This is a genomic window from Pseudomonas sp. BW16M2 (genome assembly GCF_014268865.1).
Taxonomy (GTDB): Bacteria; Pseudomonadota; Gammaproteobacteria; order Pseudomonadales; family Pseudomonadaceae; genus Aquipseudomonas; species Aquipseudomonas peradeniyensis.
On sequence record NZ_JABWRI010000010.1, the window covers coordinates 149,687 to 175,152 of the forward strand.

21 protein-coding genes and 1 tRNA gene are annotated in these 25,466 nt (G+C 66.5%); 11 read left to right on the forward strand and 11 right to left on the reverse strand.

Annotated elements, in window-relative coordinates; all coding sequences use genetic code 11:
* The first annotated feature begins 103 nt into the window (after positions 1 to 103).
* Entirely contained in the window at positions 104 to 2,032 is a 1,929-nt protein-coding gene (locus HU735_RS11955) for a transglycosylase SLT domain-containing protein (protein ID WP_186713694.1), read from the forward strand.
* Positions 2,033 to 2,091: 59 nt separating this feature from the next.
* Here HU735_RS11955 and HU735_RS11960 read toward each other — a convergent pair whose 3' ends face one another.
* Together HU735_RS11960 and HU735_RS11965 are read right to left on the reverse strand one after the other, a co-directional pair.
* Positions 2,092 to 2,895: an MOSC domain-containing protein gene (locus HU735_RS11960; RefSeq protein WP_186713695.1), complete on the reverse strand. Its 804-nt coding sequence runs from the start codon at positions 2,893 to 2,895 to the stop codon at positions 2,092 to 2,094.
* Positions 2,896 to 2,935: 40 nt separating this feature from the next.
* A complete protein-coding gene (locus HU735_RS11965; RefSeq protein ID WP_050704823.1) occupies positions 2,936 to 3,865 on the reverse strand; it encodes a chemotaxis protein CheV in 930 nt (309 codons plus the stop codon).
* A gap of 339 nt (positions 3,866 to 4,204) precedes the next feature.
* On the opposite strand from HU735_RS11965, the gene HU735_RS11970 reads away from it, so the two are divergent.
* The 3 genes from HU735_RS11970 (at position 4,205) to HU735_RS11980 (ending at position 6,628) form a co-directional block, all read left to right on the forward strand.
* Positions 4,205 to 4,705 (forward strand): histidine kinase, encoded by a 501-nt coding sequence (locus HU735_RS11970; protein ID WP_186713696.1) that lies wholly within the window; start codon positions 4,205 to 4,207, stop codon positions 4,703 to 4,705.
* 377 nt (positions 4,706 to 5,082) lie between these two features.
* Positions 5,083 to 5,979 (forward strand): sensor histidine kinase, encoded by an 897-nt coding sequence (locus HU735_RS11975; protein WP_186713697.1) that lies wholly within the window; start codon positions 5,083 to 5,085, stop codon positions 5,977 to 5,979.
* Positions 5,969 to 6,628, forward strand: a complete 660-nt coding sequence (locus HU735_RS11980; protein WP_186713698.1) for a response regulator transcription factor — start codon at positions 5,969 to 5,971, stop codon at positions 6,626 to 6,628. The genes HU735_RS11975 and HU735_RS11980 overlap by 11 nt, the downstream gene beginning before the upstream one ends.
* Here HU735_RS11980 and yegS read toward each other — a convergent pair.
* Entirely contained in the window at positions 6,612 to 7,499 is an 888-nt protein-coding gene (gene yegS / locus HU735_RS11985) for a lipid kinase YegS (RefSeq protein WP_186713699.1), read from the reverse strand. The genes HU735_RS11980 and yegS overlap by 17 nt on opposite strands.
* A gap of 266 nt (positions 7,500 to 7,765) precedes the next feature.
* Between yegS and HU735_RS11990 the strand changes: the two genes are divergently transcribed.
* Positions 7,766 to 9,223, forward strand: coding sequence for a mannose-1-phosphate guanylyltransferase/mannose-6-phosphate isomerase (locus HU735_RS11990; protein WP_186713700.1), 1,458 nt, complete (start codon positions 7,766 to 7,768; stop codon positions 9,221 to 9,223).
* A 63-nt stretch (positions 9,224 to 9,286) separates the two neighbouring features.
* Positions 9,287 to 10,522: a glycosyltransferase family 4 protein gene (locus HU735_RS11995; RefSeq protein WP_186713701.1), complete on the forward strand. Its 1,236-nt coding sequence runs from the start codon at positions 9,287 to 9,289 to the stop codon at positions 10,520 to 10,522.
* On the opposite strand, the gene glp is transcribed toward HU735_RS11995, so the two are convergent.
* Positions 10,511 to 11,698 (reverse strand): gephyrin-like molybdotransferase Glp, encoded by a 1,188-nt coding sequence (gene glp / locus HU735_RS12000; protein ID WP_186713723.1) that lies wholly within the window; start codon positions 11,696 to 11,698, stop codon positions 10,511 to 10,513. The genes HU735_RS11995 and glp overlap by 12 nt on opposite strands.
* A 16-nt stretch (positions 11,699 to 11,714) precedes the next feature.
* A complete protein-coding gene (gene moaB, locus HU735_RS12005) occupies positions 11,715 to 12,254 on the reverse strand; it encodes a molybdenum cofactor biosynthesis protein B (protein WP_028692756.1) in 540 nt (179 codons plus the stop codon).
* A gap of 170 nt (positions 12,255 to 12,424) precedes the next feature.
* Here moaB and HU735_RS12010 point away from each other — a divergent pair, with 170 nt between their 5' ends.
* Positions 12,425 to 12,646: a YgdI/YgdR family lipoprotein gene (locus tag HU735_RS12010; RefSeq protein ID WP_043206706.1), complete on the forward strand. Its 222-nt coding sequence runs from the start codon at positions 12,425 to 12,427 to the stop codon at positions 12,644 to 12,646.
* An 81-nt stretch (positions 12,647 to 12,727) separates the two neighbouring features.
* A tRNA-Pro gene (locus tag HU735_RS12015) sits at positions 12,728 to 12,804 on the forward strand.
* A gap of 168 nt (positions 12,805 to 12,972) precedes the next feature.
* Here HU735_RS12015 and mqo read toward each other — a convergent pair.
* The 3 genes from mqo to HU735_RS12030 all read right to left on the reverse strand — a co-directional run bounded on the left by mqo (position 12,973) and on the right by HU735_RS12030 (position 18,478).
* Complete coding sequence (gene mqo, locus HU735_RS12020) at positions 12,973 to 14,538, reverse strand: malate dehydrogenase (quinone) (RefSeq protein ID WP_186713702.1); 1,566 nt, start codon at positions 14,536 to 14,538, stop codon at positions 12,973 to 12,975.
* A 361-nt stretch (positions 14,539 to 14,899) separates the two neighbouring features.
* A complete protein-coding gene (locus HU735_RS12025) occupies positions 14,900 to 16,516 on the reverse strand; it encodes a methyl-accepting chemotaxis protein (protein WP_050704846.1) in 1,617 nt (538 codons plus the stop codon).
* 198 nt (positions 16,517 to 16,714) lie between these two features.
* Positions 16,715 to 18,478, reverse strand: a complete 1,764-nt coding sequence (locus tag HU735_RS12030; RefSeq protein WP_186713703.1) for an ABC transporter transmembrane domain-containing protein — start codon at positions 18,476 to 18,478, stop codon at positions 16,715 to 16,717.
* A 248-nt stretch (positions 18,479 to 18,726) separates the two neighbouring features.
* Here HU735_RS12030 and HU735_RS12035 point away from each other — a divergent pair, with 248 nt between their 5' ends.
* Positions 18,727 to 18,897 carry a PA1571 family protein gene (locus HU735_RS12035; RefSeq protein WP_177330833.1) on the forward strand — a complete coding sequence of 57 codons (171 nt, stop codon included), beginning with the start codon at positions 18,727 to 18,729 and terminating at the stop codon, positions 18,895 to 18,897.
* 53 nt (positions 18,898 to 18,950) lie between these two features.
* On the opposite strand, the gene pdxB is transcribed toward HU735_RS12035, so the two are convergent.
* The 3 genes from pdxB to rlmM form a co-directional block, all read right to left on the reverse strand.
* Complete coding sequence (gene pdxB / locus HU735_RS12040) at positions 18,951 to 20,093, reverse strand: 4-phosphoerythronate dehydrogenase PdxB (protein WP_186713704.1); 1,143 nt, start codon at positions 20,091 to 20,093, stop codon at positions 18,951 to 18,953.
* A 47-nt stretch (positions 20,094 to 20,140) separates the two neighbouring features.
* A complete protein-coding gene (tusA, locus tag HU735_RS12045; protein WP_050704845.1) occupies positions 20,141 to 20,383 on the reverse strand; it encodes a sulfurtransferase TusA in 243 nt (80 codons plus the stop codon).
* Between the two features lie 67 nt (positions 20,384 to 20,450).
* Positions 20,451 to 21,515 (reverse strand): 23S rRNA (cytidine(2498)-2'-O)-methyltransferase RlmM, encoded by a 1,065-nt coding sequence (rlmM, locus tag HU735_RS12050; protein ID WP_186713705.1) that lies wholly within the window; start codon positions 21,513 to 21,515, stop codon positions 20,451 to 20,453.
* Positions 21,516 to 21,734: 219 nt separating this feature from the next.
* Here rlmM and acnA point away from each other — a divergent pair, with 219 nt between their 5' ends.
* The gene (gene acnA / locus HU735_RS12055) at positions 21,735 to 24,476 is read left to right on the forward strand and encodes an aconitate hydratase AcnA (protein WP_186713706.1); all 2,742 of its coding nucleotides are present in this window, start codon (positions 21,735 to 21,737) and stop codon (positions 24,474 to 24,476) included.
* 129 nt (positions 24,477 to 24,605) lie between these two features.
* Positions 24,606 to 25,382: a CPBP family intramembrane glutamic endopeptidase gene (locus tag HU735_RS12060; RefSeq protein ID WP_186713707.1), complete on the forward strand. Its 777-nt coding sequence runs from the start codon at positions 24,606 to 24,608 to the stop codon at positions 25,380 to 25,382.
* Positions 25,383 to 25,466 lie beyond the last annotated feature (84 nt).

The following is a 25,466-nucleotide window of genomic DNA, read 5'->3' on the forward strand; positions in this document are numbered from 1 at the left end:
ACAGTGCTTTCACCGGCCACCGGCAAACGGCTAAGCTAGGCAGTAATACCCAACAGTGCTGGCTCCGCCGTCACTTTCCATGGTTCTACTGCCCGGACGTATCATGCGCAGCCGCCTGTTACAAATTGCTTCCTGCCTGCTGCTCACCGCCACCGCCGCGAGCGCCGCACAGGCCATCGACATTTCCCAGCAGCGTCAGTACTACGACGAGGCCAAGCGCGCCCTGGCCAAGGGCGACAAGGGTCCTTACCTGCGTTACGCGCAGGCGCTGCGCGACTACCCGCTCACGCCCTACCTCACTTACGACGAGCTGACCGCCCGCCTGAAGAGCGCCAGCAACGAGGAGATCGAGGGCTTCCTCAAGGCCCACGGCGACCTGCCCCAGGCCAACTGGATGAAACTGCGCTGGTTGCGCTGGCTGGCCGAGCGCGGCGAATGGAACACCTTCACCCGCTACTACGACCCCAAGCTCAACTTCACCGAACTGGACTGCCTCAACGGCCAGTACCAACTCTCCCATGGCCTGCGCGCCGAAGGCTTCGCCACCGCCGACAAGCTGTGGAACGTCGGCAAGTCGCAGCCCGCCGCCTGCGATACCCTGTTCTCCATGTGGGCGGCCGAAGGCCAGCTGACCGAGGCCAAGCGCTGGCAGCGCGCCAAGCTGGCGGCCCAGGCACGCAACTACGGCCTGGCCAGCAGCCTGGTCAAGACCCTCACCACCCTCGGCCCCCAGGGCAAGCTGCTGATCGACGTGGCGCAGAAGCCCGAGCTGCTCAACCAGCCGTCGCGCTTCACCCCGGTCAACGAGGCCATGTCCGACGTGGTCAGCCTCGGCTTGCGCCGTCTGGCCCGCCAGGACCCCGAGCAGGCCATGGCGCTGCTCGACGACTACGCCCAGCGCATGCACTTCTCCCGTGACGAGAAAGTCGCCATCGCCCGCGAGATCGGCCTGACCCTGGCCCGGCGCTACGACCCGCGCGCCCTCGACCTGATGACCCGCTACGACCCCGAGCTGCGCGACAACACCGTCAGCGAATGGCGCCTGCGCCTGCTGCTGCGCCTGGGCCGCTGGGAGGACGCCTACGAGCTGACCAAACGCCTGCCCCAGGACCTGGCCAGCAGCAACCGCTGGAAGTACTGGCAGGCGCGCAGCCTGGAGCTGGCGCAGCCGAACAACCCGCAGGTCCCGCTGCTGTACAAGACCGTCGCCCGCGAGCGCGACTTCTATGGTTTCCTCGCCGCCGACCGGGCGCAGACGCCCTACCAGTTGAACAACAAGCCGCTGGCGCTCAGCCAGGCGGTGATCAACAAGGTCCGCAATACCCCGGGCGTGCGTCGCGCCCTGGAGTTCCATGCCCGCGGCCAGATCGTCGAGGGACGCCGCGAGTGGTACCACGTCAGCCGTCACTTCAACCGTGACGAGATGGTCGCCCAGGCCCGCCTGGCCTATGACATGCGCTGGTACTTCCCGGCCATCCGCACCATCAGCCAGGCCCAGTACTGGGACGACCTGGACATCCGCTTCCCCATGGCCCACCGCGACACCCTGGTGCGCGAAGCCAAGGTCCGCGGCCTGCATTCGAGCTGGGTATTCGCCATTACCCGCCAGGAAAGCGCCTTCATGGAGGACGCCCGCTCCAGCGTCGGCGCCAGCGGCCTGATGCAGCTGATGCCGGGCACGGCCAAGGAGACCGCACGCAAGTTCAGTATCCCGCTGGCCTCGCCGGCCCAGGTATTCAACCCGGACAAGAACATCCAGCTCGGCGCCGCCTACCTGAGCCAGGTGCACGGCCAGTTCAACGGCAACCGCGTGCTGGCCTCGGCCGCCTACAACGCCGGCCCCGGGCGCGTGCGCCAGTGGCTCAAGGGCGCCAAGCACCTGAGCTTCGATGTGTGGGTCGAGTCGATTCCGTTCGACGAGACGCGCCAGTACGTGCAGAACGTGCTGTCGTATTCGGTCATCTACGGGCAGAAGCTCAATTCACCGCAGCCGCTGGTGGATTGGCATGAGCGGTATTTCGACGATATGTGATCGGGACGCCATCAGCCCGCGCCCACGCAACGTGGGAGCGGGCATGCCCCGCGATGGCTCTATTCGAGGACCTCGACGTCCATCCCCACCTTAAGCTCCCCCTCGCCATCCACCGCCAGGTTCTGGCCAAACAGCACATCCCCTTCCTTCTCGCGGAACGTCTTGAGCGTGGTCAACGGCTCACGGTCCGGGCTGCGCTCGCCCGTGGCGGGATCGAGGGTGGTGAGGATGCAGCGCACGCTCGGTTTGAGCACGCGAAAGGTCATGTCGCCGATACGGATGCGCTTCCAGCGGTCCTCGGCAAAGGCCTCGGCCCCCTCGACCACCAGGTTCGGGCGAAAACGCAGCATCTCCATGGGGCGCCCCACCCGACGGCTCAGCTCATCCAGTGAAGCCTGGCCGATCAGCAACAGTGGAAAACCATCGGGAAAGGCTGCCCGGTCACTGTTCAGGCCGTAGCCGCTGGGCAGGTAGCGGGCCCGCTGTTCGGGGCAGTGCACCAGCCTTACCGCCTTGCCCAGCAGCTCGCTGAGCCAGGCCGCGGCGGCATCGCCGGCATCGGGTACGCGCAAGGTGTCGCGCCAGATGGTAACGCCGCGCAGGGCGTCGTCGGCCGGCGGCACGGGAACCTCCAAGAGTGCCTGCCCCGGCGCCTGGAGCAGCAGTTGGCCCTGATCGCCATAATCGGCGCCAACCTGCCCCAGCCGAGGCCAGGCCCGCTGGGTCAGGAAGCGGCCATCCCCCTCCTCCACCACCAACCAGCGGCGGTCACCGTCCAGGCCCAGATTGGCGACCGCGGACGCTTGCAGGCCCTGGGCCCGCCCCGATTTCACCGGGTATCGATACAACGCACTCAGAAACATCCTTGCTCACCTGGCATCCGTGGAAATGCCAAGCTTACACCTAGGCGTGATCCATGTTCAGACGCTGACGCACCACATCCACCAGGCGGTCGGGCTGGAACTTGGACAGGAAGTTGTCGCAGCCGACCTTCTTGACCATGGATTCGTTGAAGCTGCCGGACAGCGAGGTGTGCAGCACCACGTAGAGGCCGCGCAGGCGCGGGTCGTTGCGGATCTCGGTGGTCAGCCGGTAACCATCCATCTCAGGCATTTCGGCGTCGGTGAAGATCATCAGCAACTTCTCGCAGACATTCTCCCCGGCGTCGGCCCAGCCCTTGAGCAGGCGCAGGGCCTTGAGGCCGTCGCTGGCCACGTGCAGCTTCACCCCCAGTTGCGACAGGGTGTCGCGCAACTGCGCCAGGGCCACGCTGGAGTCGTCCACCAGCAGCACTTCGCGGCCACGGGCACGGGCCAGCACCGGGTCTTCCAACTTGTCGCGGGATACCTTGGCGCTGTACGGCACGATCTCGGCCAGCACCTTCTCCACGTCGATGACCTCCACCAGCTTCTCGTCGACCTTGGTGATCGCCGTGAGGTAGTGTTGGCGACCGGCGCTGGCCGGTGGCGGCATGATGGCTTCCCAGTTCATGTTGACGATACGATCGACGCCGCCCACCAGGAACGCCTGCACCGAACGGTTGTACTCGGTGACGATGATGGTGCTGTCCGGCCCGGGCTGCAGCGGGCGCATGCCGATCGCCTGGGACAGGTCGATCACCGGCAGCGTCTGGCCACGCAGGTTGACCACGCCACAGACGAAGGAATGACGCTGTGGCATGAGGGTCAGCTTGGGCAGTTGCAGCACCTCCTGGACCTTGAACACGTTGATGGCGAACAACTGCCGGCCAGCCAGGCGGAACATGAGGATTTCCAGGCGGTTCTCACCCACCAGTTGCGTGCGTTGGTCTACCGTGTCGAGAATGCCAGCCATTGGAAAGCCCCCAGGCGTGAGTCGGTAAAAAATGAATGCATCCCCCTGTATCGGCGGATGCGCGCGCAGCTTGACCCCTGATGGAAAAAGCCGTGCCGAGTGATTGATATCACTTTACCATCATGCTTTACTGCTGCCACATCCCGCCGCGTCCGTCGCTCGCAACGAACGACCCACCTGAATCCTCATCAGGGAATCCCCTAGTAGCAATCGGGTGCAACCTGATGTTCGCAATATCCATTAGCCATTAATGTGACGCCATTCTCACTGCATGAACGGAGTCAGGCTTTTGCGAGCGATCATCTTGGTACGGCCAATCCCTGACCACGGGGCGCCATGATGGATAGCACACCACTGCACAACGCCGCCGTGGCGGCCTTCCTGCAAGATGCGCAGGTCCTGCTGGCCAGGTCCCAGGAATGCCTGCAGCACCTGGAACTGATCGCCAACGACCCGGACGCCTGCCACAGCCTCACCACGGCACTCGACACCCTCGCCCGCCGCGCCGACGCGCTCGGCCTGCTCGAGGTCGCCCACTATGCGTTCGCCTTGCAAAAGCTGCTCGCGCCCACCTGCGCCCAGCAGCACCTGCACGGCAGCAGCCTGCCTGCACTGGACGCCTGCCTGACCCTGCTCGACTGGCAACTGGAGCTGCTCGACCCGCAGACCGGCCAGCTGGGCATGGACACCGACGAACAACGGCTGCTGCTGGGCGAACTGGCCACCTCCCTGGGCCAGCCGTCCACGCAGCTGTGCGCGGACTGCCAGCAGACGGGGGTGTACTGCGCCCACCCTCATACGGCAGACAACGGCATCGACGCATCCGACCGGCAACACTAGTGCGGCCAACTGAGTCACAACTAAGGTCGGCTCAGGGTGAAACTTGCAAAGTTGGACAAGTTTTTCCAAATGTTTTTGCGCAGCGGGATTATTAGTTGCCCCAGGCGCATTGGAAACATCATTTAATAATGGCACTCTGCTAGCCAAGCCCTCGACCACCAGGCCCGCCACAGCCCGGAAAATACGAGGTTTCAAGCAGTTATCCCCCCGCGACCAAATTCAATCAAAGTGATAACATGCGCGCATTCGAACATGCGCGCCCAGGTTATCGGGCGATTGGATCCGTATTCCGCACTTGATTGAACGCGGGGCGGTAAAACCTCTGGTCAGACGTGTGCAATGCCCCTAACCGCTATAACTCAGTGGCTTCCCTATCTATGCTCCCACGCTTGAAGTTTCTCCAGCGTTGCCGCTCCAGCGTTGCCCTGCTGCGCTGGACGACCGCGCTGCTGTGCGTTGCATCGCTGGCGGCGAACCTGGTGGTATACCTGAGCACCCAGCCCCTGTCGGCCAGCCTGCTGCTGCTGCAACTGCTGGCGATGCTCGGTGTCGGCTGGCACCTGCGCCACTGGGCGCGCTCGATCAGCCTGCGCCCGGCGGAACTGGCCACGCGCATGCTCAAGGTGCAGGAGAGCGAACGCCAGCGCCTGAGCCGCGAGCTGCACGACGATATCGGCCAGCTGCTGACTGCCGCCAAGCTCCAGGTCGACTGGCTGCAACGCCGGGTGCCGACCGAGCTGCAGGAGCACTGCAGCACCTTGCGCAGTACCCTGGACCTGACCCTGAGCAACGTGCGCGACGTTTCCACCATTCTCAACCCGCGCCAGCTGGCCAGCCTGGGCCTGGAGGCGAGCCTGCGCGCGCATCTGCTACGCACCCTGGAAAACACCGAGGTGCACTGGAGCCTAGAATGCAAGCAGCGCCTGGGGGGCATCAGCGAAGAGGTGGCCATGGCCGCCTTCCGCATCACCCAGGAGGCGGTTACCAACATGTTGCGCCACGCCGACGCCCGCAACCTGGTAGTTCGCCTGCAACGCACCTCGGCCGGCCTGGCCCTGTCGATCCACGATGACGGCGGCGGCTTCGTACCGGCCCAGTCTCCCGCAGAATACGGCCAGCGCGGCATGGCCGGCATGCAGGAGCGGGTGACCGCCCTGCAAGGCAGCCTGACCATCACCAGCCAGCCCGGCCAGGGCACCCAGATCGAAGCCCTCTTTCCGTGGCCGCCCCGCAGCCAAGAACGCGCCAGGACCCCTGCCCCCGATGACCTGTAGATTACTGCTGGTGGACGACCACTCCCTGATTCGCGCAGGCGTCAGGGCACTGGTATCGGACATCCCCGGTTACACCGTGATCGGCGAGGCCGATGACGGCAGCCAGCTTCTGGACCACGTCCAGCGTCTGGCGCCGGACATCGTCCTGCTGGACATTTCCATGCGTTCGACCAGCGGCCTGGACGCGCTGACGCAGTTGCGCGCAAACGGTTGCACCTGTAAGGTCCTGATCCTGTCGATGCACACCGACCCGGAACTGATCATGCGCGCCCTGGAAAGCGGCGCCCACGGCTACCTGCTCAAGGACACCACGGCCACCGAGCTGGAACAGGCGCTTACCGCGCTGCGCAACGAAGAACGCTACCTCAGCCCGGCCATCGCCCACACCGTCATCAACCAGGCGCTGCTGCGCGCCCAGAGCGGCCGCCAGCCGAGCAGCGAAGGTCACAACCTGACCGGTCGCCAGCTGGAGATCCTGCGCCTGATCGTGCGCGGCAAGTCGACCCGAGAGATTGCCGCCGGCCTGGGCCTGTCGATCAAGACCGTGGAGACCCACCGCTCGCAGATCATGAAGCGCCTGCAGATCTACGACGTGGCGGGGCTGGTGCTGTTCGCCGTACGCGAGAAGATCATCAGCCTGGACGACTGAGCAGCGGCGAGTCCGTCGGCAGGTGCACGCGCAACGCTCGTGGCATGGCCTCGAAGCGCAGGCTGGCGGCCTGCAGCGGCTCGCCGTCGAGGTTCATGTCCAGCCCCTGGGCGCCCTTGATTTCCACCCAGGGCAAACGCGCGCGGACGAACAGTCCGTCGCCGGCCAGCAGGTCGCGCAAGGCCCCCGCTACCTCCTGCGGCGCCGGCAGGATGCCGATATCCAGCAGGCCGTCATCTACGGTCGCCTCCGGGCACAGCACGTGCCCGCCGCCGGCCTGGCGGCCATTGCCGATGCCCAGCGCCAGCAACTCGCCCTGCCATTGGAAGCCAGGCCCCTGCAGCTCGACCGAGGCAGCCTGCAGTTCGCTGAAGCGTGACAGGCCGGTGAACAGGTAGGCCGCCGCGCCCAGCACTTTCTTCAGGTCTTCCGAGGTGTTGGCCGTGACCTGGCTGCCGAAGCCCCCGGTGGCCATGTTCAGGAACAACTGGTCGCCCACCCGCCCCAGGTCGATCGGCCGCGCCGGCACCTCCAGCAGGTCGAGCGCCGCCTGCGGTTCGAGGGGCACGCCGGCCGCCCTGGCGAAGTCGTTGGCGGTGCCCAGTGGCAGCAGCGCCAGGCTGGCCTGGGTCCCGGCCAGGCCCATGGCTTCGGCCACGTCGCGCAAGGTACCGTCACCGCCCCCGGCCACCACCTGGCCATAGCCGGCCGCCAGCGCCTCATCGACCAGGCGCTGGGCGTCACCGCCCTCCCAGGTCAGGCGCACATCCAGGGTCCAGCCCCGCTCGCGCAGCTGGCCCACCGCGGCTCGCACCTCTTCGTTGCCAGCCTGCTTGCCATGCAGGATCAACAGTGCCTTGCGCTCGCTCATGCCGTTCTCCCCGAATAGAAATGCCCTACCGCAATCTCGACCACTACACCGAGCAGATTGCTCCCTGCAATGCCGAAAAACCGCCGCTTCACACAAATACCATTGAAAGCCGGGCGCCACAGGTGCATCATCTGACAAATATTTGGCCATCACGGACGAAGCCGACTCGAAAAGTCATTTTATTGACTTTGCGCCGCCAGACGCCTGACAGGTCGTGATTTCCTTGCATTGCGCTGCCCCCGGCGCCCTGATTCGAGGCTGTGACTATGAGCGTTCTGATCCCCTGCATCATCGCTGGCGGCGCCGGCACCCGATTATGGCCGGTCTCCCGCGAGGCCATGCCCAAACCCTTCATGCGCCTGCCCGATGGCATGAGCCTGCTGCAGAAGACCTTCAGCCGCGCCAGCAGCCTGCCCGGCGTCGAACGCGTGCTCACGGTGACCAACCGCGAAGTGGTGTTCCGTACCCAGGACGAGTATCGCCAGGTCGGCACCCAGCGCATTGCGCTGGACTTCATCCTCGAACCCTTCGGGCGCAACACCGCCCCCGCCATCGCCGCCGCGGCGCTGCACTGCGCCCGCCTGCATGGCGAGGACAGCCTGCTGCTGGTACTGCCCGCCGACCACCTGATCCAGGACCAGGACGCCTTCGAGGCGGCCGTCCAGCGGGCCATGACCCTGGCCGCACAAGGCTGGCTGACCACCTTCGGCCTGCTGCCGACCCGCGCCGAAACCGGCTTCGGCTACGTCGAACTGGGCCAGCCGCTCGACGGCGACAGCTACCGGGTCGCCCGCTTCGTCGAAAAGCCCGACACCGACACTGCCCAGGCCTACCTGGACGGTGGCCGGCACCTGTGGAACGCCGGCATGTTCTGCCTGCGCGCGGGCACCGTGCTGCAGGAGCTGCAGGCCCATGCCCCCGAGGTACTGCACAACGTGACCCACTGCCTGGCGCAGAGCCCGTTCAAGGAGGGGACGTGCGGCCAGCAGGTGGAACTCGACGCCGACAGTTTCGCGCTGGCCCCCGACATCTCCATCGACTACGCCCTCATGCAGCCCTCTACCCAGGTGGCCGTGGTGCCCTGCGCCATCGGCTGGAGCGACATCGGCAGCTGGGAAGCGGTGCGCGAGCTGCGCCCGGCCGACAGCCAGGGCAACCACTGCAACGGCGAAACCGTGCTGCACGACGTGAGCAACTGCTACATCGACTCGCCACGCCGGCTGGTAGGCGCGGTGGGCCTGGACAACCTGATCGTCATCGACACCCCCGACGCCCTGCTGATCGCCGATGCCGCGCGCAGCCAGGAGGTCAAGGTGATCGCCCAGCAACTCAAGCGCCAGGGCCACGATGCCTACCGCCTGCACCGCACCGTGACCCGCCCCTGGGGCCTGTACACCGTGCTCGAGGAAGGACCGCGCTTCAAGATCAAGCGCATCATGGTCCGCCCCGGCGAATCGCTGTCGCTGCAGATGCACCATCACCGCAGCGAGCACTGGATCGTGGTCAGCGGCATGGCCTGCGTGACCAACGGTGAAGAGGAGTTTCTGCTCGACACCAACGAGTCGACCTTCATCAAGCCCGGCCGCAGCCATCGCCTGACCAATCCCGGCGTCATCGACCTGGTGATGATCGAGGTGCAGAGTGGCGAGTACCTGGGCGAAGACGACATCGTGCGCTTTACTGATATCTATGGACGCGCCCCGGCAGCAGCAGCACCTGCTTGACTGCCAGAGGGCGCGTATTGCCATCCAGGGCCGACACCCGGCCAACCGCGAGGATTCGGGCTCATGCGCATACTCTGGACCCTGCCCTACCTGCCCTGGCCCACCACCAGCGGCAGCAAGACCCGGCAATTCCACCTGCTGCGCGCCCTGGCGCAGCATGGCCACCGGATCACCTTGCTGGTGCAGTCGAAGGTACCCTTGAGCGACGCGGCGCGCGAGGCCCTGGAACCCCTGGTGGAGCGCCTGGTGGTGCTGCCCCGGCGCGCACTGCACAGCCCGCTGAACCTGTTGGCCTCGCCCATCATCGACTACCCCATGCGGGCCATCATCAATGGCCTGGCGCCCTGCCTGAGGCACCGCTTCGAGCAACTGCTGGACGAACCCTGGGACGTGATCCAGATCGAGCACAGCTACAGCTTCCAGCCGTTCGAGAAGGCCTTGCAGGCCCGTGGCCTGCCCTACATGCTCAGCGAGCACTACCTGGAGTCGGTGATGGGCGCCGCCTGTCACGACCGCCTGCCCCTGTGGCTACGGCCGCTGAACGCCTTCGACCGGTGGCGCTACCGGCGCTGGGAGCAGCGGGTACTGCGCCAGCCCACCGAGGTGGTGGCGGTCAGCGCCCACGACGCCGAGCTGATCGGCCAGATCAGCGGGCGCCCGGTGAACGTGGTGGTCAATGGCGTGGACTGCGACCACTATCAGGACGTGCGCCCCACGCCGCACAGCCAGCGCCTGCTGTTCGTCGGCAACTTCGAGTACGGCGCCAACCTGGAGGCCATCGAATGGGCGCTGGAGGAAATCCTGCCCCAGGTGTGGATGAGCAACCCGGCGGTGCGCCTGGCCATTGCCGGGCACGCCTTGCCGGCGAGCTGGAAGCTGCACTGGAATGACCCGCGCATCGAGTGGGTGGGCTATCGCCCCGACCTGCGCGAGCTGCAACGCCGCTCGGCGCTGTTCTTCGCGCCGCTGCGCCATGCTGGCGGCTCCAAGGTGAAGATCCTCGAGGCGATGGCCGCCGGGTTGCCGGTGATCACCACCAGCAAGGGCGCCTCGGGCCTGGCCATGAACAACGGCGAGCACTACCTGGGCAGCGACGACAGTGGCCAGCTGGCGCTGCTGGTCACCCAACTGCTCAACCAGCCATGGCGCATGTGCCAGCTCAGCGAGGCCGGGCGCCAGTTCGCCCGCCAGCGTCATGACTGGAGCGTCGCCGCCCAGCAGCTGGAGAACGTGCACATGCGCCTGACCCAGCTGGCGCCGGCTGGCGCGGCGGCCGCCGCTAGCGTGCTAGCCAAGTAGTTCGCTGAACGGAATGAACGTCACCGCATCACCCTGTTGCGGCGTCGTGCCTTCGAGCACTTCCACCACGCCATCGGCCCATGCCGCGCTGCGTAGCACGCCGGAGCTCTGGTTCTTGTAGATACGCACACGACCCTCCTCGATACGCGCCCGCAGGTACTCGCGCCGCGTCCCGGCCTTGGGCCAGTCGAAGCCCGCCGGCACGCTGAAGCGCAGCGGCGCGACATGGGCCACGCCCATTCGACGCAGCAGGTAGGGCCGGGTCAGCAGGCCGAAGGTGACCAGGGTCGAGGCCGGATTGCCCGGCAGGCCGATCACCGGCACCCCCTGGTAATGGCCGAAGGTCAGCGGCTTGCCCGGCTTGATCGCCAGCTTCCACAGCGCCAGCTCGCCCGCCTCGCGAAGGGCCAGGCCGAGGAAATCGGCTTCGCCCACCGACACGCCGCCGGTGGACAGGATCAGGTCGACATCGCCCAGCCCGGCCAGGCACTGGCGGGTGCGCGCCAGATCGTCCGGGAGGATGCCGGCATCGACCACCGTGCAGCCCAGGCGCTGCAGCCAGCTGACCAGCAGGCGTCGGTTGCTGTTGTAGATCTGCCCGGGGCCCAGGGCCAGGCCCGGCTCGACCAGTTCGTCGCCAGTCGACAGCACCGCCACCCGGGGCCGGCGTCGCACTTCGAGCGTGCCAAAGCCCAGGGTCGCGGCCAGGCCGAGCTGGATCGGGCCCAGCCGCGTGCCGGCGCTCATCACCTGTTCGCCGACACGGGTTTCCTGGCCCTTGGGGCGCACGTTCTGCGCCAGCGCCAGGGGCTCGAGAAAGCGCACCCGGCCGTCTTCAAGCACCTCGGTGTTTTCCTGCATCTCGACGCAATCGGCGCCTTCCGGCAGCGGCGCGCCGGTGAAGATCCGTGCGCAGGTGCCAGGCTCCAGGGGCTGTGGCGCATGCCCGGCGAAGATGCGCTGGGTCACCCGCAGCGGTTCGCCCTGCCAGTCGGCCAGGCGCAGGGCGTAGCCGTCCATGGCACTGTTGGGCCACGGCGGCAGGTCGAGGCCGGCCACCAGCTCATGGGCCAGGACCCGCCCTTCGGCCTCGGCCAGCGCTACCTGTTCGGTCTCGGCGATGGGCGCCGTGTCGGCCAGCGCCAGCAGGCGCTCCAGGGCCTCTTCCACCGGCATCAAGGGCCGGGCCACCTCAGCCACGGCTGTCACAGGCCGCCGCCTGCTTCAGGTGCGGCACGAAATTGCACGGCCGGTGGCGGGCGTCCAGCTGCTCGGCAAGGATGCCGTCCCAACCCGTGCGCACGGCGTTGGTCGAACCCGGCAGGCAGCAGACCAGGGTGCCGTTGGCAAGCCCCGCCAGGGCGCGGGACTGCACGGTGGAGGTGCCGATATCGGCCACCGAGATCTGCCGGAAGAGCTCGCCAAAGCCCTCGACCTGCTTGTCCAGCAGGCACGCCACGGCCTCCGGGGTGCTGTCGCGGCCGGTGAAGCCGGTGCCACCGGTGATCAACACCACCTGCACCTGGTCGTCGGCGATCCAGGTCGCGACCTGGGCGCGGATCTTGTACAGGTCGTCCTTGAGCAGCACGCGCTCGGCCAGGCGATGGCCGGCGGCGCCCAGGCGATCGACGAACAGCTGGCCGGAGGTGTCGGTGTCGAAGGTGCGGGTGTCGCTGACCGTCAGCACGGCGATGTTCAGCGCAACGAAAGGGGTATCTGCCTTGGCTTTCATGGGAGTCCGTCGCAGGGTAACTGGGAATGTGCGCTGTTATATCACAGGCCGCCCGCGGCGTTGTTCTTGGTCAATGCCGCCGCGATGGCGCTATGCTGCACTGTGCAAGGAACTTGCGTGGACGCCCTGCGTCTTAATGACATCTAGCACCATCGCACTGGAGAAACACGATGATCCAACGGACCCTTCCCGCCTTCCTGCTTGCCCTGGGCCTGGGCGCCCTCGCCGGCTGCGCCTCGCCAACCGTCATCACCCTCAACGACGGCCGCGAGATCCAGGCGGTGGACACCCCTTCCTATGACGAAGACTCCGGCTTCTACGAATTCGAGCAGCTCGACGGCAAGCGCACGCGCATCAACAAGGACCAGATCCGCACCGTCAAGGAGCTGTGATCCAGTCCCGCTTTTTAGCGCAACTCCTTTTTGCAACAAGGGGTTGCGTTGAAAAAAGCGATGCAGTAGCATTTTGCACATCGGAGTGTAGCGCAGCCAGGTAGCGCGTCTCGTTCGGGACGAGAAGGCCGCAGGTTCGAATCCTGTCTCTCCGACCATATCCCGCAAAAAACCCGCCTCGAGCGGGTTTTTTGTTGCCTGCGAAACAGGAACCTACCGGTGGGAGCAGCTGTGCGCCGATGCGACTTACCCCGCGACAGGGCCTGCCCGCCCCATCGCGGGGCAAGCCCGCTCCCACGCTCAACTCAGACGCTCAGCTTACGCGGTTACTCCGGCAACACCGGCACGTACAGCAGTTGCAGGCGCGCACTGCTCCACTCACGGGTCTTGTTGGTCAGCTCTAGGTCGTTGTTCAGCTTCTGGCCGTAGGTCGGCACGATCTCCTTGAGCTTGGCTTGCCACTCGGCACGCTTGATCCGGTCCTTGAAGGTCTTCTCCAGCACGCTCAGCATGATCGGCGCGGCGGTCGAGGCGCCGGGCGAGGCACCCAGCAGCGCGGCAATGCTGCCGTCCTCGGCGGCCACCACTTCGGTGCCGAACTGCAGCACGCCACCGTGCTCGGGATCCTTCTTGATCACCTGCACCCGCTGGCCGGCCTGGAGCAGCTTCCAGTCTTCGTTCTTGGCGTTGGGGAAGTACTCGCGCAGGGCCGCCATGCGGTCATCGAAGCTAAGCATCAGCTGGCCCATCAGGTAGGTGCTCAGGTCAATGTTGTCGATCCCGGCGTGCATCATCGGGCTGATGTTGTGGGTAGTCAGCGAACTGAACATGTCCAGCAGCGAGCCGTGCTTGAGGTACTTGGTGGAGAAGGTCGCGAACGGGCCGAACAGCAGCACTTCCTTGCCATCGATCACCCGGGTGTCCAGGTGCGGTACCGACATCGGCGGCGCGCCGACCGAGGCCTTGCCGTACAGCTTGGCCTTGTGACGGGCAACCAGGTCGGCATTGTCGGTCATCAGGAACTGGCCACCGACCGGGAAGCCTGCATAGCCTTCGGCCTCCGGAATACCGGACTTCTGCAGCAGCTTGAGCGCGCCGCCACCGGCACCGATGAAGACGAACTTGGCCTTGACCGCCGATTCCTTGCCGCCGTTGGCCAGGTCGGCCACCACCACGTTCCAGCTGCCATCGTCATTGCGCACGATGTCGCGCACTTCATGGCTCAGGTGCAGTTGCACATTGGGGTTGCGGGTCATCGAGGCGAACAGCTGGCGGGTGATCTCGCCGAAGTTCACGTCGGTGCCGATGGCCATGCGGGTCGCGGCCACCTTCTGCGCAGGATCTCGGCCTTCCATCACCAGCGGCACCCACTTGCGAATCTGCTCGTGATCCTCGGTGATTTCCATGCCGCGGAACAGCGAGCTGTGTTGCAGGGCTTCGACGCGCTTGTGCAGGAAGTCGACGTTGTCGTCACCCCAGACGAAGCTCATGTGCGGCACATTGTTGATGAACGAGCGCGGGTTGCTCAGCACACCCTGCTCGACCTGGTAGGCCCAGAACTGCTTGGACACCTCGAACTGCTCGTTGACGTTGACCGCCTTGCTGATGTCGATGCTGCCGTCCTTGCCGACGCTTGTATAGTTCAGCTCGCAGAACGCCGAGTGGCCGGTGCCGGCGTTGTTCCAGGCATTGGAGCTTTCCTCGGCGACCTGGTCCATGCGCTCGTAGACGTCGACCTTCCAGTTCGGTTCCAGCTCGGTGAGGTAGGTCCCAAGACTCGCACTCATGATGCCGCCGCCGATCAGCAGGACATCGACGGACTTCTGTGGCTCCGCGGGCTTGGAGCAGCCGATGACGCCCAGGCACAGGAGCGTCAGCAGGATTTTTTTCATTAGCTCAATCCAATTGAAGTGAAGGACTGGCAGTCGTTGCCCCCGGCGTGCACGCCCGGATGTTGTTGTTCTGGTCAGCAGGAGTCTTGCGGAATCGGGGCACGATCGCCTCGGGCCGTGGCCCGGGGCGCCGTAAAGCAGGGAGTGTGCCAGGTTGGTCTGGGCCACGGCTGATGCCGCCCATAACGTCCCTGGCCACCAAGTGGATGGCGACAATCCGCCACAGGCATCTGATACGGCATGTGAAACTGGCGGATTTCCCCACCCTCAAAAGCATCGCGGGGCCAGCCCGCTCCCACGATGGCGTGGGAGCGGGCGGGGGGGGGCGGGGGGGGCGGGGGCCCCCCCCGCGATGGCGATTTCAAGCGGTCAGGCGGGAGGTGACCTCACCCAGCTGTCCCGACAGACCGTGCAAGCGCTGTCCAGCCTGTTCGGTATGCTGCACGGCCTCCTGGTTTGCAGTGGCGATGCGGGTGATCTCGACCAGGTTGCGCGAGATGTCCTCGGCGACGCTGGTCTGCTCCTCGGCGGCGGTGGCGATCTGCCGGTTCATGTCGCGGATCGCCTCCACCGCCGTGGTGATGCGCTGCAGCATCTGCCCCGCCTGCTGCACCTGCTCGGCGCCCTCCTCGCTGCGCTGCTGGCCGCTCTCGATGGCCTTGACCGCCTCCACCGCGCCCGACTGCACCGCTTCGATGATCTGGTGGATTTCGGCGATCGACGCCGCGGTGCGCTGGGCCAGGCTGCGCACCTCGTCGGCCACCACCGCGAAGCCGCGCCCGGCCTCGCCGGCACGGGCGGCCTCGATGGCGGCGTTGAGCGCCAGCAGGTTGGTCTGCTCGGCGATGCCGCGAATCACTTCGAGCACCTTGCCGATGCGCGTGCTGTCGTGCTCCAGGTGACGGATCACCGCCGCGGTACCGGCGATTTCGCGGTTGACCACGGCGATGGTGTCGATGGTCCGCTGCATGACCTGCTCGCCGGCCTGGGCGCTGTGGTCGGCCTCGTCCGCGGCGCGGGCGGCGTCGGCGGCGTGGCGCGCCACTTCCTGGGCGGTGGCCGACATCTCGTGCATGGCCGTGGCGACCTGGTCGGTGCGCTGGAACTGGTCGTGGGTGCCATGGGCCATGTCACCGGCGATGCTGCGCAAGCGGTCGCTGGCGCTTTCCAGCTCCTCGGCATTGTCCTTGAGGCGGCCGACGGTGTCGGCGAGGAAGTCACGCAGGGTGTTGGCGGCCAGCGCCAGGCGCCCCAGCTCATCCTCGCGGCGGCTGTCGACACGGGCGGCGAAACGCCCCTGGCTGAGCTGGGCGACATAGTCGATCAGCTGGCGAATCGGCTCGACCAGGCTGCGGTTGACCAGCCACAGGCTGAACAACCCGACCAGCACGGCCGAGCCCAGCATCACCAGCACGCCCAGCCACACCGTGCGTTCGGCACTGGCGCTGATGGCGCCGGCACGCCCGTGGGCGTCGGCGCGCAACTGCTCCACCAGCGCGCTCATCTGGTCGCTGGTGGCACGGTCCACGCCCTTGACCGCCAAGTCGCCCGCCACCGGGTCGCCGCCGGCGGCCAGGAACGCCTGGCGTCCCTGCGCATAGGCCGAGCCCAGCTGCCGGTGGCTGGCCTTGAGCTGCTCCAGCCGCGCCTTGAGCGCCGGCTCGCTGCTGTCGATCAGTTGCCCCAGCAACTGCTGCACCTGCTGCTCGCGGGCCTGGAACTGCTGCCAGTACTTGTCCAGCTCCGCCGGCTGGCGACCACGCAGCAGCACGTTCTTCCACTCCTGCACCTGGATCTTGAACTGCAGGTTGGCTTCGTCGATCAGCTGCGAGGCACGCAACGGCCCGTCCACCAGCTCGGCATAGCCGCGCACGCTGGACGAAAGGAACTGGAAGCACACCAGGGCGATCAGCAGGATCGCCACCAGGCTGCCACCGAGCAGGGAGAGAATTTGCACTCTGAGGGATTTACGCAAGATTGCGGATCTCGGAACAAGGAAGAGGGAAAACGGCGCACGACGGCACCGCCGACGGAGGCATCCTTGTCCTCGTTCGCTGGCCCGAAAACGCCGCCATCGGGCGATGGCAACCAGGGCGAGCACCTGCGCAACGGCCGAGGCAGATAGTCTCAGGCAATTGCTACAAAATTGTTACAAAACAGTGACAGCGATGGCCGCTCAGGCCGGGTTGAACTGCAGAGCGGCCAAGCGTGCGTAGAGTGGGCTTTGCTCGATCAATTGTCGATGGCTGCCGACTGCCGCCAGTCGGCCTTTATCGATCACCGCGATGCGATCGGCATGCTGCACCGTCGCCAGGCGGTGGGCGATGACCAGCGTGGTGCGCCCGGCCATCAGCTGCGGCAACGCCTGCTGGATCAGGTGCTCGCTCTGCGCGTCCAGGGCGCTGGTGGCTTCGTCCAACAGCAGGATCGGCGCATCAACCAGCAACGCCCGGGCGATCGCCAGGCGCTGACGCTGGCCGCCGGACAGCCCTAGGCCGCCCTCGCCCAGCAGCGTCTGGTAGCCCTGGGGCAACTGGGCGATGAACTCATGGGCATGGGCGCTGCGCGCCGCCGCCTCGACCTCGGCCAGGCTGGCGTTGGGCCGACCGTAGCGGATGTTGGCCTCGACCGTGCCACGGAACAGCGCCGGCTGCTGGGCCACCAGGGCGAACTGGCGACGCAGCTCGGCCGGCTCCAGCCCGGTGATCGGTTGGCCGTCTAGCAGAATCGCACCACCCTGCGGGTCGTAGAAGCGCAGCAGCAGGTCGAACAGGGTCGACTTGCCGGCCCCCGACGGCCCAACCAGGGCCACGGTCTCGCCCGGGCGGATGTGCAGGCTAAGACCATCGATGGCCGCCGCCGTGAGGCGCGACGGGTACGCGAAGCGCACGTCGCTCAGCTGGATATCGCCCGTGGCGCGGCCCTGCGCCAGCCCCTGTGGTTGCGCCGGCGCCAGGATCGCCGTCTGTGCCGCCAACAGCTCGGCGATGCGCTCGGCGGCGCCGGCGGCCCGTTGCAGCTCGCCGATCACCTCGCTCAAGGTGCCGAAGGCGCTGCCGACGATCAGGCTGTAGAACACGAAGGCGGCCAGCTCGCCGCCGGAGATGCGCCCGGCGATCACGTCCATGCCGCCAACCCAGAGCATCACCCCTACCGCCCCGAGCACCAGCACGATCACCAGGGTAATCAGCCAGGCGCGCTGGGCGATGCGCCGGCGTGCCACGCCGAACGCCGCCTCCACGGTCTCGGCGAAGCGCGCCTGGTCATGCCCCTGATGGTTGTAGGCCTGCACCGTCTTGATCTGGCCAAGGGCCTCGGCGACATAGCTGCCCACGTCGGCCACCCGGTCTTGGCTCTGCCGCGACAGGCTGCGCACGCGCCGCCCGAACAGCAGGATCGGCGCCAGCACCAAGGGCAAGGCCAGCACCACGATGCTGGTCAGCTTGGGGTTGGTGACGAACAGCAGGATCACCCCGCCCAGCACCATCAGCGCGTTGCGCAGGAACATCGACAGCGACGAGCCGATCACCGACTGCAGCAAGGTGGTGTCGGCGGTCAGCCGCGACTGGATTTCCGAGCTGCGGTTGTCCTCGAAGAAGCCCGGGTGCAGGCCGATCAGGTGATCGAACACTGCCCGGCGAATATCGGCCACGCAGCGCTCGCCGATCCACGACACCAGGTAGAAACGGGCGAAGGTCCCCACCGCCAGGGCCAGCACCAGCAGCAGGAACAGGCCAATGGTCTGGTTGAGCTGGTGCGCCGAACCGGTCATGAAGCCCTGGTCGACCAACAGGCGGATGCCCTGGCCCATGGACAGGGTGATGGCGGCGGTGACCACCAGCGCCAGCAAGGCCAGCAGGGCCTGGCGACGATAGGGACGCACGAAGCGCCAGCCCAGGTGCAGGGCGCGGCGCTGGCGGGGCGAAATCGGGTCGGACATGGCGAAAATCGTTCTCAGCGCAGATCAGACCAAGACTACCACTCGTCAGCCCTGTGCAACGTCTGGGAATGCGTCGCCGTCCCATGATCGAACAGGACAACAGTGACTATGCTCATTCGTTCTAACCTGTGGCTGGAGCTTTACCGCGCTTTCTGTTGGACTGTTCCGGCATGACGCCGAAGAAACTGTCACAGACCAGTCACGGCGAAGCACTACCTTGAGCTTGAACCTGAAAGAGGAGACAGGATATGAGCTTGCAGCATACCGATACGCCCAAGAACCAGAACCGTCCGCAACCTCAGGTCTGCGGCTCGATCATCGATGCCCAGGGCCGCGAGGTCCCGATTACCGAGCAGATGATCCAGAAGGCCTGCAAGGACCTGGAAGAGAGCCGGGTCAAGAAAGTCGGCAAGGCCTGACCCCCGAATTGCGTGCAACCCGGCGCTTGCGCCGGGTTTTTATTGGCCGGTCCTCAGACCAGCACCGCCCCCAACGCATTGGCCAGCTGCGCCAGCTGCGGCGCCTCACCACGTACACGTACCGCCAGCCCCTCGATCTCGCGCCTTACCGGGTAGTGCTTTCGCAGCAGGTCGAACGCTGCACGCTGTTCGGCCGGATCTTCGCTCAGGCTGCGACGAAAATCCGCATCGTCGCGACGTGGGTCGTAGACCGCCCGGCACAGGGTAGCCAATGCCCACGCCGGATCCGCACTTGCGTCAAACTCGATCTGTGCAAGGCCCGGCGCCGGCAGCAGGTCGGCCAGGCGCACCTGCTCGGGCTCGCCGCGCCAGCGGCAGAAGGCCTGGTAGATCTGCGCCGTGCCCCGCTGCTTGCCGTCCAGGCTGTAGCCGGCGATATGCGGCGTGGCCAGGGTGCACAGGTCGGCCAGCTGCAGGTCCACCTGCGGTTCGCCCTCCCACACATCCAGCACCGCGTGCAGATCCTCACGATCCAGCAGCAATTCGCGCAGGGCTGCGTTGTCCACCACCGGGCCGCGGCTGGCGTTGATCAGCCAGGCGCCGGCACGCAGGCGCGCCAGGCGCGGCTGGTCGAGCAGGTGCCAGGTCGGGTGATCGCCGCCGCGTTGCAGCGGCGTGTGCAGGCTGATCACGTCGCACTGTTCGAGGATCGTCTGAAGGTCGACAAAGTCGCCGCCCTCGCTGGCCTGGCGCACCGGATCGCACACCAGCACCTTCCAGCCCAGGCCATGCAGCACCCGCACCAGGCGTCCACCGACCTCGCCGGCGCCGACCACGCCATAGACCCGCTTGCCCAGGTCAACGCCCTCGAGCTCGGCCAGGGTCAACAGACTGCCCAGCACATAGTCCACCACGCCACGGGCGTTGCAGCCCGGCGCGCTGCTCCAGTGGATACCGGCCTGGGAGAAATATTCGAGGTCAAGGTGGTCGGTGCCGATGGTGCAGGTGCCGACAAAGCGCACCCGGCTGCCTTCGAGCAGTTGCCGGTCGACGCGGGTCACCGAGCGCACCAGCAGCACGTCAGCGTCCTTGACGCAGGCGGCGTCGATAGCCCGGCCGGGGTAACGGCGGATCTCGCCGAAACCGGCGAAGAAGGCATCGAGCAGCGGGATATTCTCGTCGGCAACTATCAGCATGGCGCTCTCCTGTCAGGGGAGCGCAGTGTAGCGCGATCGCAGGCGGCTCAGTCGGCCTTCTTGCGGATCCAGTACAGGTAGGTGCCGGCCTCTTCCTGCTGACCGAGCAGCTCGTGGCCGAGGAAGATGCAGAACTTGGGGATGTCGCGACGGGTCGACGGATCGGTGGCGATCACCTTGAGCACGCCGCCGCCGGCCAGCTCGCGCACATGTTTGTGCAGCATCATCACCGGCTCCGGGCAGTTCAGGCCGGTGGCGTCGAGGATCGCGTCGTGGGTGAAATCGGTCATGTAGGGCTCCGCAAAATGATCGTCATTGTGGCGCATGACGCGGGGCTGTCACAGCCCCGCGCTGGCCTCAGCGCGGTTTCAGGTCCAGCCGGCGCAGGTGGCAGGTCACTTCCTCGCGGTCGTGATACAGCTGCTTGCAGGCGATCGACACCTTCACCTTGCGCGCCTTGAAACCGGCCTCGATGCGCTCGAGCAGCTTGCGCACCTCGGCATGGCGCTGCTTCATCGGCAGCTTCAGGTTGACCACCGCCTCGCGGCACAGTCCTTCGCCCAGCCAGGTCTCGATCAGCGAGGCGGTGCGCGCCGGCTTCTCGACGATGTCGCAGACCATCCAATCCACGGTCTGGCGGGGCTTCCAGGTGAAACCGTCGGCCATCAGGTGGGTGACCAGGCCGGTGTCCATCAGGCTTTCGGCCATCGGCCCGTTGTCGATGGCGGTCACCAGCATGCCGCGCTTGACCAGCTGGTAAGTCCAGCCGCCGGGCGCGGCACCCAGGTCGACGCCGGTCATGTCGTCGTTCAGGCGCTGGTCCCACTGCTCGCGGGGGATGAACTGGTGCCACGCCTCCTCGAGCTTGAGGGTCGAGCGGCTGGGGGCCTCGCGGGGGAACTTCAGGCGCGGGATGCCCATCGGCCAGAGCGCCGAATTGTCGGCCTCGGCCAGCCCCAGGAACACCCGCCGGCCACTGATGAAGGTCAGCAGCAGGCGCGGCCGCCGGGCGTCGTCCACCAGCCGTCCGGCCTTTTCCAGGGCCTTGCGCAGCGGCACCTCGAACTTGCGGCAGAAGGTCGACAGCTCCTTGCCATCGTTGCTGTCGAGCACTTCCAGCCACAGGCTGCCGCACACCGGCAGCCCGGCCAGGTGCTCGAGCAGCACGCTGATGCGGTCGGTCTCCGGCAGCTCGACGTAGGCGCCGCGGGCCCACTGGCGCGGGAAGATCAGCTGCGAAAAGCGCAGGGTCTGCATCATGCGTTCGGCGCCGTCCGCCTCGCTGCAGACGAACTCGGCGCAAGCGCTCTGCGGCTTGCCCTTGGCATAGCCGGCCACGCCCAGGTGGGCGGCATGTTCGCTGATTTCGGCGCAGACCTCGCCCTCGAAGCCGGGCCGGCAATGCATGAACAGGGTATTCATTTCTCACTCCACATCACTGGCGCAGACGGCGCCAGGGCGGCGAATGATAAAGGAAGATCGGAACCGACGACACGCCCCATCGGTCCAGAAAAGGGTCAGGCCAGGCAAACCGGTCTAACCTGACTGTTCAGCCAGGTCCGTGCCGTGCGGACCGGTCCAGAGCGGTGACACCGGCGAGCGACCCGCAATCGCCGGGCACCGGAGCACAAGGAGTTGTAAATGCCCTCGCTCGATAGCCTGAAAACCCTCAAGACCCTCCAGGTGGCCGACCGCGCCTACCACTATTTCAGCCTGCCCGACGCCGCGCGCCAGCTCGGCGACCTGCAGCGCCTGCCCATGTCGCTGAAAGTGCTGCTGGAAAACCTGTTGCGCTGGGAAGACGGCAAGACCGTCACCGGCGACGACCTGCGCGCCCTGGCCCAGTGGCTGCAGGAGCGCCGCTCCGACCGCGAGATCCAGTACCGCCCGGCGCGGGTGCTGATGCAGGACTTCACCGGCGTGCCGGCGGTGGTCGACCTGGCCGCCATGCGTGCGGCGATGGCCAGGGCCGGCGGCGACCCGCAGCGGATCAACCCGTTGTCGCCGGTGGACCTGGTGATCGACCACTCGGTGATGGTCGACCGCTACGCCAGCCCCAACGCCTTCGCCCAGAACGTCGACATCGAGATGCAACGCAACGGCGAGCGCTACGCCTTCCTGCGCTGGGGCCAGAGCGCCTTCGACAACTTCCGCGTGGTACCGCCGGGCACTGGTATCTGCCACCAGGTCAACCTCGAGTACCTGGGGCGCACCGTGTGGACCCGTGAAGCGGACGGCCGCACCTACGCCTTCCCCGACACCCTGGTCGGCACCGACTCGCACACCACCATGATCAACGGCCTGGGCGTGCTCGGCTGGGGCGTCGGTGGTATCGAGGCGGAGGCTGCGATGCTCGGCCAGCCGGTGTCGATGCTGATCCCCGAGGTGATCGGCTTCAAGCTCACCGGCAAGCTGCGCGAGGGCATCACCGCCACCGACCTGGTGCTGACGGTGACGCAGATGCTGCGCAAGAAGGGCGTGGTGGGCAAGTTCGTCGAGTTCTACGGCGACGGCCTGGCCGACCTGCCGCTGGCCGACCGCGCCACCATCGCCAACATGGCCCCCGAGTACGGCGCCACCTGCGGTTTCTTCCCGGTGGACCAGGTGACCCTGGACTACCTGCGCCTGTCCGGCCGCCCCGAGGAGGCCGTGCAACTGGTCGAGGCCTACAGCAAGGCCCAGGGGCTGTGGCGCCTGCCGGGCCAGGAACCGCTGTTCAGCGATACCCTGGCGCTGGACATGAACGAGGTGGAGGCCAGCCTCGCCGGGCCCAAGCGCCCGCAGGACCGGGTTTCCCTGGGCCAGGTCGCCCAGGCCTTCGACCACTTCATCGAACTGCAGCCCAAGCCCCTGGCCAAGGAAGTCGGCCGCCTGGAAAGCGAAGGCGGCGGCGGTGTGGCGGTGGGCAATGCCGACCAGGCCGGCGAAATCGACTACAGCCATGCCGGCCAGACCCACACCTTGCGCGACGGTGCCGTGGTGATCGCCGCCATCACCTCCTGCACCAACACCTCCAACCCCAGCGTGATGATGGCCGCCGGGCTGGTGGCGAAAAAAGCCGTGGAGAAGGGCCTGACCCGCAAGCCCTGGGTCAAGAGCTCGCTGGCCCCAGGCTCCAAGGTGGTGACCGACTACTTCAGGGCTGCCGGCCTCACGTCTTACCTGGATCAGCTCGGTTTCGACCTGGTCGGCTATGGCTGCACCACCTGCATCGGCAACTCCGGCCCCTTGGACGAGGCGATCGAGAAGGCCATCGGCAGCGCCGACCTCACCGTGGCTTCGGTACTGTCGGGCAACCGCAACTTCGAAGGCCGGGTCCACCCGCTGGTCAAGACCAACTGGCTGGCCTCGCCGCCGCTGGTGGTGGCCTATGCCCTGGCCGGCAGCGTGCGCCTGGACCTGACCCAGGACGCCCTGGGCATCGGCAAGGACGGCAAGCCCGTGTACCTGCGCGATATCTGGCCAAGCCAACAGGAGATCGCCGAGGCCGTGCGCAATGTCGACACGCGCATGTTCCACAAGGAGTACGCCGAAGTGTTCGCCGGCGACGCCCAGTGGCAGGCCATCGAAGTGCCCCAGGCGGCCACCTATGTCTGGCAGGACGACTCCACCTATATCCAGCACCCGCCGTTCTTCGACGACATCGGTGGACCACTGCCGGAAATCGGCGATATCCACAGCGCGCGCATCCTTGCCCTGCTCGGCGACTCGGTGACCACCGACCATATTTCCCCGGCCGGCAACATCAAGGCCGACAGCCCGGCCGGCCGCTACCTGCGCGGCAAGGGCGTGGAACCGCGGGACTTCAACTCCTACGGCTCACGGCGCGGCAACCATGAGGTGATGATGCGCGGCACCTTCGCCAACATCCGCATCCGCAACGAAATGCTCGGTGGCGAGGAAGGCGGCAACACCCTGTATGTCCCCACGGGCGAGAAACTGTCGATCTACGATGCCGCCATGCGCTACCAGCAGGATGGCACGCCGCTGGTGGTGATTGCCGGGCAGGAATACGGCACCGGCTCCAGCCGCGACTGGGCGGCCAAGGGCACCAACCTGCTGGGGGTCAAGGCGGTGCTGGCGGAGAGCTTCGAGCGCATCCACCGCTCCAACCTGGTGGGCATGGGCGTGCTGCCCTTGCAGTTCAAGGCCGGCGACGACCGCAAGCGCCTGGGGCTGACCGGCAAGGAACGCATCGATGTGCTGGGACTCGATGGCGCGCAGATTCGTCCGGGCATGACCCTGCCGGTGCGCATTACCCGCGAGGACGGGCGCCAGGAGCAGATCGAGGTGCTGTGCCGGATCGACACCCTCAATGAGGTGGAGTACTTCAAGTCGGGGGGGATCCTGCATTATGTGCTGCGGCAATTGATCGCAGGGTAAGGCCCCATCGCGGGGCAAGCCCGCTCCCACGCAATGTGGGGGCTTGCCCCACGTGGCTGATTTCAGGTGTCCTGACGGCCAAACGAGGAGTCCTACCCTCCTCGGATTCACCGGCACTAAGGAAATGTCATGCCTCTTCCCCACTGGATCGCCCTGATCCTGCTCGCCCTCGGCTATGCGATCGCCCTGACCTACGGCAGCCTCGGCCTCGCCGCCCTGCCCGCCTTGCTCGCGCTGCTGTGCAGTGCATTGCTCGCCCGCCGTCCGGTACGCTGGCAACAAAGCCTCGGCCACCTGCTGTTCATCCTCCTGGCCATCGCCCTGGCCCTGCACTGGCTGCCCGGCTTCCACAGTGCCAAGGTGATCGACAAGGCCGTGCTCAGCGACGGCGCCGTGCCCTTCTCCCTGTACCTCAACCTGGACAAGCCCCTGATCGGCCTGTGGTTGCTGCTGGCCTGCCCGTGGCTGGTCATGCTGCGCCCACGCGGCCTGCTGCCGGGCCTGGCGCTGACCCTGCCCCTGACCCTGCTCGCCTGCCTGGGCGGCGCCTGGGCGCTTGGCATGCTGGCCTGGGCACCGAAATGGCCGGACCAGGCCTGGCTGTGGCTGCTGAACAACCTGCTGCTGGTGAGCCTGACCGAGGAACTGCTGTTCCGCGGCTATATCCAGGGCGGCCTGCAACGCCTGTTCAGGCATGAAGGGCTGGCGTTGCTGGTGGCCGCGCTGTTGTTCGGCCTGGCGCACCTGGCCGGTGGCTGGCAATGGTTCTACCTGGCCACCCTGGCCGGGGTGGGGTATGGTCTGGCCTATCGCCATGGCGGGCTGGCGGCGGCGGTGCTGTGCCACACCTGCGTCAACCTGGCGCACTTCGCCGCTTTCAGCTACCCGATGCTGGCCCCGAATTGAACAATCGGTCATGATCAGACCTGATCGTCATCATTTATAAAGAAAACTGCAATATTGGCGGCAACGGCTGCGATCAGGTGGGCT